8 protein-coding genes are annotated in these 9970 nt (G+C 63.9%); all 8 read right to left on the bottom strand.

The annotated features are described in order from the left end of the window. The coding region (gene hrpA / locus GYH35_RS07840; RefSeq protein ID WP_161828100.1) for an ATP-dependent RNA helicase HrpA at positions 1–3675 on the bottom strand (3675 nt) is incomplete at its 3' end. A gap of 42 nt (positions 3676–3717) precedes the next feature. Beyond that, positions 3718–5085, bottom strand: a complete 1368-nt coding sequence (locus tag GYH35_RS07835) for an ATP-binding protein (protein ID WP_161815117.1) — start codon at positions 5083–5085, stop codon at positions 3718–3720. Between the two features lie 21 nt (positions 5086–5106). Then, the gene (locus GYH35_RS07830) at positions 5107–5796 is read right to left on the bottom strand and encodes a response regulator transcription factor (protein WP_129648371.1); all 690 of its coding nucleotides are present in this window, start codon (positions 5794–5796) and stop codon (positions 5107–5109) included. 3 nt (positions 5797–5799) lie between these two features. Next, on the bottom strand, positions 5800–6093 hold the full coding sequence (locus GYH35_RS07825; RefSeq protein ID WP_161815118.1) for a PepSY domain-containing protein: 294 nt from the start codon (positions 6091–6093) through the stop codon (positions 5800–5802). A 102-nt stretch (positions 6094–6195) separates the two neighbouring features. After that, entirely contained in the window at positions 6196–6744 is a 549-nt protein-coding gene (locus GYH35_RS07820; protein ID WP_161828099.1) for a glycine zipper 2TM domain-containing protein, read from the bottom strand. Between the two features lie 138 nt (positions 6745–6882). Next, positions 6883–7722: a nucleoside triphosphate pyrophosphohydrolase gene (gene mazG, locus GYH35_RS07815; protein ID WP_161828098.1), complete on the bottom strand. Its 840-nt coding sequence runs from the start codon at positions 7720–7722 to the stop codon at positions 6883–6885. Between the two features lie 6 nt (positions 7723–7728). After that, complete coding sequence (locus tag GYH35_RS07810) at positions 7729–8364, bottom strand: NUDIX hydrolase (protein WP_161815121.1); 636 nt, start codon at positions 8362–8364, stop codon at positions 7729–7731. Position 8365: 1 nt separating this feature from the next. Further along, entirely contained in the window at positions 8366–9769 is a 1404-nt protein-coding gene (locus tag GYH35_RS07805; RefSeq protein ID WP_161828097.1) for a class II fumarate hydratase, read from the bottom strand. Between the last annotated feature and the right edge of the window lie 201 nt (positions 9770–9970).

Here is a 9970-nt window from a genome sequence, read left to right as displayed (position 1 = left end):
ATCGCGCTTCTGATTGCCCGGCGCCTTATCGAGCCGGCGAGTCAGCGCTTTGAAATAGCGCGGCAGGTGCGGCCACAGGGCGGTCGGCACGCTTGCCGGGAAATCGCCCGGCACCAGCATCTGCAGCTGCGCCTGAACGTCGGTCCGCAGTGCCTGGAACGTCGGGCCTTCGAGCGCCGCAAGCTTCAAGCGCGCGTTTCGCAACTCACGCAGCGCCGAGGTCGTGTGCTCGATCACCCGATCGGTCACTTCCCCGAAACGTGCGCGATGTTTGTCGAGCAGCGCGTCGAACTGGGCGGCCGAGCGTGGCGGAGCGCCCTCTTCACCCAAGAAACATTCGACGAAACACTTCTCCGCCAGCGCCTCGGCAATGGGACGCGAGTTGTTCAAGCCCTGAGCGAGCAGCATCAGCTCGCTGCGCTCCGAGCAGCGTTTGCGGGCGTATTTGAACTGCTCGGGCAACGCCAGGGTGGCGAGCTTCAAGACGCCCAATCGCAACATGCCTTCGGCATCGACCAGCGTCGCAGCCTCCGCCACCTCGACACCTTCACCGCGATCTCGCAGCGTCGGATAAACCGAGAAGCGCAATCCGCGCCGCTGCACGGACTCCTCCACCGCGAGATCGCCAAAGTCCCAACGCCGATGCACGCCGCCCGAGGGCGTGGGCTTTCGTTCGCCCGACGTCGCTTCGGTCTCTCGTACGGCGCGCTTGAGCGCCGCAAGGTCACGACCTTCGGCGAGCGTCTTGCCATCGAGATCGGCGACGCGGAAGTTCACGCGCAGGTGCTCGGGCAAGGGAAGTGCCGCCACCTCCTCCGCCGTGACATTGACGCCGCCGACGCGAGTGATCCACTCCGCGACCGCCGCGTTGAATTCCTTCGACTCATCGATCTCTGCCGCCGCGCGCGCTGCGTGCTCGGGAACAGGAACAAACGCCTTGCGGATCTGCTTGGGCAGGCTGCGTAACAGCTGTGTGATCGTCTCGACGCGCCAGCCGGGAATGGGACGGGAGAAGTCGCCGATCACGGCGGAGCTCAACAAAGGTTTCGGCAGAACGACCGTCACGCCATCGCTCGTCGAGCCAGGCTCGAAGCGATACTCCAGCGGCAGCTCGTTGCCGGTGACCGCCAGGACCGGCGGAAACTCCTGCGCCGTGATCTCCGAGGCATCGCGACGAGCAATGTCGGCCATGGTCATCTGCAGCTGTTGCGCATGACCCGGCATCCTGAGCCACTTCTCGAGCGCCGACACCGAATTGATCGTCTCCGGCAGGCGGGACAGATAGAAATCGCAAAGCGCCTGCTCGTCGGCAAGGATGTCGCGACGGCGCACCTTCGCCTCCATCACTTCGACCTGCTGACGCAGCCGCCGATTGTGTTTCAGGAAGTCGGCCTTGAGGCGCGAATGCCCTTCGACCAGCGCCTCGCGCACGAAAATCTCTTGCGCCTCGCGAGGGGAAACATTGCCAAGATTGATTCGTCGGCGGGACGACAGCGTGAGCCCATAGAGCGCCACCGACTCGAACGCCGCCACGAACCCGCGATCTTCCACCCAATGCGGCTCGCTATAACTGCGCTTGATCAAGTGCGCGCCGGCGGACTCGATCCATTGCGGCTCGACGGCCGCGACGGTGCGAGCATAGAGCCGCGTCGTTTCCATCAGGTTCGCCGCGACCACCCACTTCGGCGGCTTGCCTGCGAGCGGGGTGCCCGGAGCAATCACGAACCGTGTGCCACGCGCGCCGTCGTACTCGCGCTTTTCATCGAGCGCACCGATGTTGCCCAGGAAGCCGGTCAAGATCGCTTGATGCAGATTCGCATAGTCAGCCGGCGCGCTGTTCGGCTTGAGCTCCAACTCCTTGACCGTCTCGCTCAGCTGCCGATGCAGTTCCTGCCATTCGCGAGCGCGCATGAACGCGATGAAGTTCTCGCGACACCATTTGCGCAGCTGACTGCCGGAGAGCTCGGCAACCTGCGTCTGGTACGTGTTCCAAAGGTTCAGGACGCCGACGAAATCCGAGCGCGGATCGGCGAACGCCGCGTGTTTCTGGTCCGCCTGCGCTTGTGCATCGGACGGACGTTCGCGTGGATCCTGCGCGGAAAGGAACGATGCAATGACGAGCATCTCCGCAAGACAGCTGTGATGACTCGCGGCGAGCAGCATGCGACCCAGTCGCGGATCCACAGGCAGCGACGACAACTGCCGCCCGAGACTCGTGACCCGTCGATCGTCATCGACCGCCTTCAGCTCCTGCAGCAGTCGATAACCGTCGTTGATCAATCGCGTGTCGGGCGGATCGACGAACGGAAACGCTTCCGGCTCGCCCAATTCCAGCGCGGCCATTTGCAGAATGACGCTTGCGAGGTTCGTGCGCAGCACTTCGGGTGGCGTGAAGGCCGGACGCAGATTGAAATCATCCTCCGCGTACAGGCGGATACAGATACCCGGCGCTTCACGGCCGGAACGGCCCTTGCGCTGGTCGGCGCTCGCTTGTGAGATCGGCTCGATCGGCAGTCGCTGCACCTTGCCGCGCACGCTGTAACGGCTGATGCGAGCAAGTCCGGAGTCGACGACGTGCCGAATACCCGGCACCGTCAAGGACGTTTCAGCGACGTTGGTCGCGAGCACGACACGGCGTGATCCGTGCTTCTCGAAGATCTTTTCTTGATCGCGTGTCGACAGCCGCGCATACAGCGGCAGCACTTCGGTGCCGTGCAGGCGAGCCTTCGAGAGCGCCTCGGCGGCATCGCGAATTTGTTTTTCGCCCGGCAGGAACACGAGCACATCGCCGCGATCCACGCGATCCAGTTCCTGGACCGCCGCCACGATGCCCTCATCGAGGGACAGCTCGTAATCATCCTCGTCGGTGCCGGTCAGGGGCCGGTAGCGCACTTCGACAGGATAGCTGCGACCGGACACCTCGATGATGGGAGCGCCGCCGAAGAACTCGGCGAAGCGTTGCGGATCGATGGTGGCCGAGGTGATCACGATGCGCAGGTCCGGCCGCTGGGGCAGCAGGCGCTTGAGCACGCCGAGCAGGAAATCGATGTTGAGGCTGCGCTCGTGCGCTTCGTCGATGATCAGCGTGTCATAGCGACGCAGCAGTCGATCGTTCTCCAGCTCGCGCAGGAGAATGCCGTCGGTCATGAGCTTGATGCGGCAGTCCGGACCGGTGCGATCGTTGAAACGCACCTGATAGCCGACGGCGCCGCCGACGGTGGTCTGCAGCTCTTCGGCGAGGCGATTCGCGATGGCGCGAGCGGCGATGCGCCGGGGCTGGGTATGACCGATCAAACCGAAGGTGCCCCGCCCTGCTTCCATGCAGATCTTGGGCAGCTGCGTCGTCTTACCGGAGCCGGTCGCGCCACAGACCACGACGAGCTGGTTTGTTTGTAATGCCTTCGCAATCTCCTCGCGATGCGCGGCGATCGGCAGCGCCGTGTCGTATTCGACGCGTAGAGGCAGCGTTTTGAGACGCTCGACGGTGGCAGCCGAGGTCTCGATCGACTGGCGCAAGTTGGCGATGGCGCCGTCCGGCTCTGCAGGCGGATTACGGCGCGCGAACAGGCGATCCAGCTCCCGCGACAGACGCGGCCGGTCGGCGAATCGCGTGTGGGGCAGCTGATCGCGCAGCGCCAGCAGCGCCGCGGTGTAAGAGGAATTGGGGGTACTCATCGCGCAGCCGACTTGTATGCGATTGCGCTGGGAGGTTTCAAGTCAGACGGGCGCTATTTTTACCTCGATCCGTGCGCCGCCGAGCGCCGACTGGTCGATATCGATGATGCCGCCATTCAAGTTCACCAGCTCTCGAACGACCGACAAACCGATGCCCTGGCCCGCGACGCGCTCGTCGAGGCGCGCCCCCCGCTCCAGCACGCGGGCTCTAGAGTCGAGGGGAATGCCCGGCCCGTCGTCTTCGATAATGATACGCAGACCATCGCGTCGTGCGGCCGGGCTCACGACGCGGTCGGCGGTGATGCGAATGGTGGTGCGCGCCCACTTGAATGCGTTATCGAGCAGATTGCCCGCAATCTCGGTGAGGTCTTCGCGGTCGCCGGTGAACGTCGCGCCCTCGGCAACCGTCAGCTCGCACGTGAGGCCGCGTTCCATATACACCTTCAGCAAGGCGCCCCGAAGCGCTTCCAAAGCGTCCCGAACATCGACCGGCGCGGACCCCAGGCCCGTGCCGCCCGCGGCGGCGGCGCGACGCAGCTGATATTTGACGATGTCGTCCATGCGCCCGACCTGCTCATCGAGCTGGCGAACGACGGTCATCTCGCGACCGCCCTGGGTGGTGAGCAGATTGCGCATGACCGCCAGCGGCGTCTTGAAACTGTGCGCGAGGTTGCCGAGGGTGTTTCGATAGCGCGCCAGGCGCTCGCGCTCGCTGCGAAGGAGCGCATTCAAATTCGTCGTGATGCCGAGCAGCTCGCGTGGATAGCCGCCGCCGAGCTCGGTGAGATCGCCCGCCTCGATCGCTTCGATCTCGCGCTCCACCCGTCGCAGCGGCGCAAGCAATCTTCGTAACAGCAGCGCCAACGCGCCGAGCAGCATCACCATCAACGCGCCGAACCAACCGAACAGCCGGCCACGAAAACGGCTCAACTGCGCATAGTAAGGATCGAGGCTTTCCGCCACGCTGTACACGAAGGTCCGTGTAACGCGATTACGGAACTGCCACTCGATGCCCATGCTGAGCGACAGCACAGTGGTGCCATCGCCCCGCTGCAGCTCGCCGAAACGACGCTCGCCGACCTCGACGTGAGGAAACTCGATGCCGGTGCCGGTCAGGGATTTGGAACGCCAGCTGGGACGGCCATCACTGCGCAGGATCTCGCCGTACAGACCGGAGCCCGGATTGTCGAAACGCGGCTCGGCGAGTTGGTCGGGGCGCAAGCCGCCGCTCGAATCCTCCTCGGAGGCCGACAGCAGCGCGATCACCTGCACGTCCAGCCGATCCTGGATGGCGCGCCGGCTCAGGTCCTGGAACACGAAGTCCAGGGCCAGAATGGTGACGCCAAAGAACAGGATCAGCAGGATGCTGACCGAGACGAGCAGTCGTGTGCTTAACGAACGCGGCTGCATCGTCCTCGCGATCAGTTCTCTTTAGGCGGCGGCGGTGTCGCGCTGAAGGGCGAAACGATAACCCCGGCCACGCAGCGTCTCGATCGGCTTGATGGTTTCATCCGGATCGAGCTTGCGGCGCAGCCGACCGATGAACACCTCGATGGTGTTGCTGTCGCGGTCGAAGTCCTGGGCATACAGCCGCTCGGTCAGCTCGCTCTTGGAGATCACCTCGCCGGCCCGGTGGATCAGGTGATCGAGGATGCGGTACTCGAAGCTGGTCAGGTCGACCTTGCGGCCGTTGACCATGACTTCCTGAGTCCGCGGATCCAGCGATACCGGACCACAACGCAGCACTGGCTGAGCCCAGCCACCCGAGCGCCGCAGTAGCGCCTGCACGCGCGCCAGCAGCTCCTCGAAATGGAAAGGCTTGGCGACGTAGTCGTCGGCGCCGGCCTGCAGCCCTTCCACCTTGTCCTGCCAGCGATCGCGCGCCGTCAGGATCAGGATGGGAAAGGTTTTGCCTTCGGCGCGCAGCGTCTTGATCAGCTCCAGGCCGGGCAGCTTGGGCAGACCGAGGTCGATCACGGCCAGGTCCAGGGCATATTCCCGCCCGCAGTAAAGTCCTTCCTCGCCATCGGCAGCCGCATCGACCGTGAAGCCGTGCTGCTGCAGCTGTTCGACGATGGATTCACGCAGGGTCTGTTCGTCTTCAACAATTAGGACGCGCATGGATCAGTTCATTGCTCCCGATTCTGCGTCCACGCTCACGTTCCGTACCTTGCCGTCGGCGCTGAGCAGGCGGATCCGATGCTCCAGCCTGTCGCCATTGCGAACGGTCTCGGCTCTGACCGCCTTGGCTCGAAAACGCCGCTGTGCCATTTCGACGGCCTGATCGAGCGAGATGCCCGAGGGCTCGATGCGGTACTCACGACGCTGCCGGCGATCGATCAGCTCCTGGGCATTGGCGTTCGGCACCGCTGCGATCAGCGGTAGCGTAACCAACAACAGGTGCCAGAAAGTGCGCATGGGGGCTAAGTGTACGCACGGCGCGACGTATGTTCACGCCCCGCCGCACAACCTTTGAGAAAACTCCCGTTGAAGATGGAAATCGTTTGACCGGCCTCCATCTCATTCGGCCACGGCGACGGCCACCCTGACACGAATGCGCTCACCGGGGTCGTACGGCAGGCGGGTCGTATACTCACGACCGTTGTACTCGTAGGTCACCCGGTACCCGTCAATACGCTCTTCGTACCGTTTCTCATATCGGACTTCGCAACGCTGAACTATTTCTTCACGCACCGAAGCTGAACGGCGGGCGCCGGCATCGTAGCCGACCCCGGCGCCGACCACAGCGCCGGCGACAGTGGCCGCATCCCGGCCCCGGCCGCTGCCGAACTGGTGACCGATCACGCCGCCGATCAGACCGCCGACCAGCGTCCGGACCCCGACCTCGGGATCGGAAATATGCGGGCGGGACTCGACCTGGCGGACTTCGTCGTAGCACTCGCGATTCGGGGTCTCGACGCGGACCTGCCGGACGATGGGCTCGACGTGGATCACCGGGGCGTAGTCGTATTCGCTCGAAGCACTGCGCTCGTAGCGGGGCGGTCCGGCCAGGGCCACGCCGGCCAGCAGGACACCCGTCACAGCCATCGAAACGCGAGCGGCACTCATCGTTGATCTCTCCAGGAGCCCGGCATAGGGAAGCACCGAGCGTGGCAGTCAACTTAGGGCTGAGGCCATGAATGAACCCTGAACTCCGTCGGTGGACTTGTTACCAACTGTATTAAGCGTGCAACAAGTCGGCTTCGCTCAGGATTCGCGCCGTTCGTGGGCTTTGCCTTCATCCCACAGCTGGTCCATCTCCGCCAGGGTCGCCTCCTGAGGGGTTTTGCCCTGCTTCGCCAGGCCACGTTCGACATAACGGAAGCGCCGCTCGAAGCTGGCATTGGTGCGCTTGAGCGCCAGTTCCGGGTCGATTTTCAGATAGCGACAGACGTTCACCACGCAGAAGAGCACGTCGCCGAGCTCGGCGGCCAGCCGTTCGTGCTGACGCTGCCCTTCGGTCGTCGGGTCCGTTTGCAGGCAGGCGTTCGAGCGCACCTCGGCTTTGAACTCGGCGATCTCCTCATCGAGCTTCTCGATCGCGCCGTGCACGTCGGACCACTCGAAGCCCACCTGGGCCGCACGCTTGCCGAGCTTGTTCGCACGCGTCAGCGCCGGCAATGCGACCGGCACATCGTCGAGCACGCTCGCCTGTTCTGCGCCCGCCCGCTTCTGCGCCCGCTCGCGACGCTTCTGCTCTTCCCACGCGACGGTCTGCGCTTCGGCATCGGCAATGGATGCATCACCGAAAACATGCGGATGACGCCGTTCCATCTTGTCGCAAATGGCATTGGCCACCGCATCGAAATCGAATGCGCCCTGCTCTTTAGCCATCTGCGCATGAAACACGACTTGAAACAACAGATCGCCCAGCTCATCGCGCAGCGAGGACAGATCGTCGCGCTCGATGGCGTCGGCGACTTCGTACGCCTCCTCGACCGTGTACGGCGCGATGGTCTTGAAGCTCTGTTGCAGGTCCCATGGACAGCCGCGCTGGGGATCGCGCAGGCGGGCCATGATGTCGAGCAGGCGTTGAATGCCGGACATGATGAGTTACTCGGTTCGCAGCAGCTGATATAGGGACATCAACATCCCGGCCGTCGCGCCCCAGATGTTGTGATTCTCATAAGGAATGTCGTACACCTGCACGGTCACCGCACCCAGCTCGCGGGTGCGCTGGCGGTGATTCACGGAATCCAGAATGTGAAGCAACGGCACCTCGAAGGCGGTCTCCACTTCGCGGTGATCGAGTCGCAGCGCGAAGCCCGGCTGCACGAACGCGACCACCGGCGTCACCCAATAGCCCGAGAGCACCAGCTGCGGCTCGAGATATCCCGCGAAGGTGATGTATTCGCGGGTCACGCCGATTTCCTCCTCCGTCTCTCGCAATGCCGCTTCCAACGGATTCAGATCGGTCGGCTCGATGCGACCGCCCGGAAAGCTGATCTGCCCGGCGTGATTCTTCAACGTCGAGGCGCGCTGGGTGAGCAGCACGCTGAGCCCGGCTTCATGATCGACGATGGGCACGAGCACCGCCGCCGCGATCGGCGCAGCCGGAAAGTACGCGCGAATCGCTTCGATGTCGTTTGCGGAAAATCCCGCCGGCACGGCCGTGGTCGGATCCGGAACGGCACGGGAGTCCTTCAGCCGCTCTTCGATGAGCCGCTTGAGGGCAATTCGATCGTTCAAATCAGCCCCCGCCGCCGTGGGCTTTGCCGCCGGCCTTGGTCAGCTCGCGCGGATCCAGATATTTCGTCAGCTCCTCATCGGACAACTGCGTGTGCTCGGCAGCGACGTCCTTGATGGGCCGGCCGGTGGCATAGGCTTCCTTCGCGATCTTCGCGCCCGCCTCATATCCGATCACCGGATTGAGCGCGGTCACGAGAATCGGATTGCGATTCAGCGCTTCGCCGATGCGTTGTTCGTTGACGGTGAAGCCGGCGAGCGCCGAATCCGCAAGCGCGCGCGCAGCGTTCGCAAGCAGATCGACGCTCTGTAACAAGTTATAAGCGATCACCGGCAGCATCACGTTGAGCTGGAAGTTGCCGGCCTGCCCGGCGATGGCGATGGTCGCATCGTTGCCCATCACTTGCGCGGCCACCATGGCGACGGCTTCGGGAATCACAGGATTCACCTTGCCCGGCATGATGCTGCTGCCCGGCTGCAGCGCCGGCAATGAGATCTCACCGAGGCCCGCGAGCGGCCCGCTGTTCATCCAGCGCAGGTCGTTCGCGATCTTCATCATCGATACCGCGAGCGTGCGCAGCTGTCCCGACAGCTCGACGGCCGCGTCTTGCGAGGACATCGCCTCGAAGTAATTCGTGGCGGGCTTCAACTCCAGGCCGCTCTTCACCGACAGATAGCGCGCGGCGCGCTGCGCGAAGCGGGGATGTGCGTTGACGCCCGTGCCGACCGCGGTGCCGCCGAGCGCGATCATTTGCAGACGCGCACGAGACTCCATCACTCGTGCGCTGCCATGCTCGACCTGCGTGCGCCAGCCGCTCATTTCCTGACCGAACGTCACCGGCATCGCATCCATCAAGTGCGTCCGTCCGGTCTTGACGATGTCGCCGATCTCACCGATGCGCCGGCTGATGACGGCGCTGAGATAAGCAAGCGCCGGCAACAGGTGCTGCTCGACGGCGAGCAACGCACTCACGTGGATGGCGGTGGGAATCACATCGTTCGAGCTCTGGCTCATGTTGACGTGATCGTTCGGATGCACGGCGATGCCAGCGAACTGCGAGGCCAGGTGCGCGACGACCTCGTTGGCATTCATGTTGCTGCTGGTGCCCGAACCGGTCTGGAACACGTCCACCGGGAACTGCTTGTCGTGCTTGCCTTCGACCACTTCGATCGAGGCTTTTTGGATCGCAGCGGCGCGTTTTGCATCGATGCCGTCGAGCTCGAGGTTCGCGGTCGCCGCGGCCCACTTGATCAGGCCGAGCGCACGAATGAAGTCACGCGGCATGCGCAGGCCGCTGATCGGGAAGTTGTCCACGGCACGCTGCGTCTGCGCGCCCCACAACGCATCGCCAGGGACCTTCAGCTCGCCCAGGCTATCCCGCTCGATGCGAAAGTTGTCGTTCGCCACAGATATCTCACCTCAAGCAGCCATCCCTGGATCCTCGACCAGCCGTTACATCCGTGTACCGGCGTTCGCCCGGTTCGAAGCGACGTTAAGTCGCTTCGAAAAGGCATCCGGGCTCACCCTCTCGCCAATGCGATCTCGCGCCGCCCCGCAGGGGGCATGCTGCCTGCAAGGCACGCCGCCGATCTGCGGTATGATTCTACG

The sequence above is a fragment of the Steroidobacter agaridevorans genome (genome assembly GCF_009932555.1).
Classification (GTDB): Bacteria; Pseudomonadota; Gammaproteobacteria; order Steroidobacterales; family Steroidobacteraceae; genus Steroidobacter; species Steroidobacter agaridevorans.
Note: the sequence above shows the minus strand (reverse complement) of the source record. Positions and strands in the feature narration are given on the sequence as shown.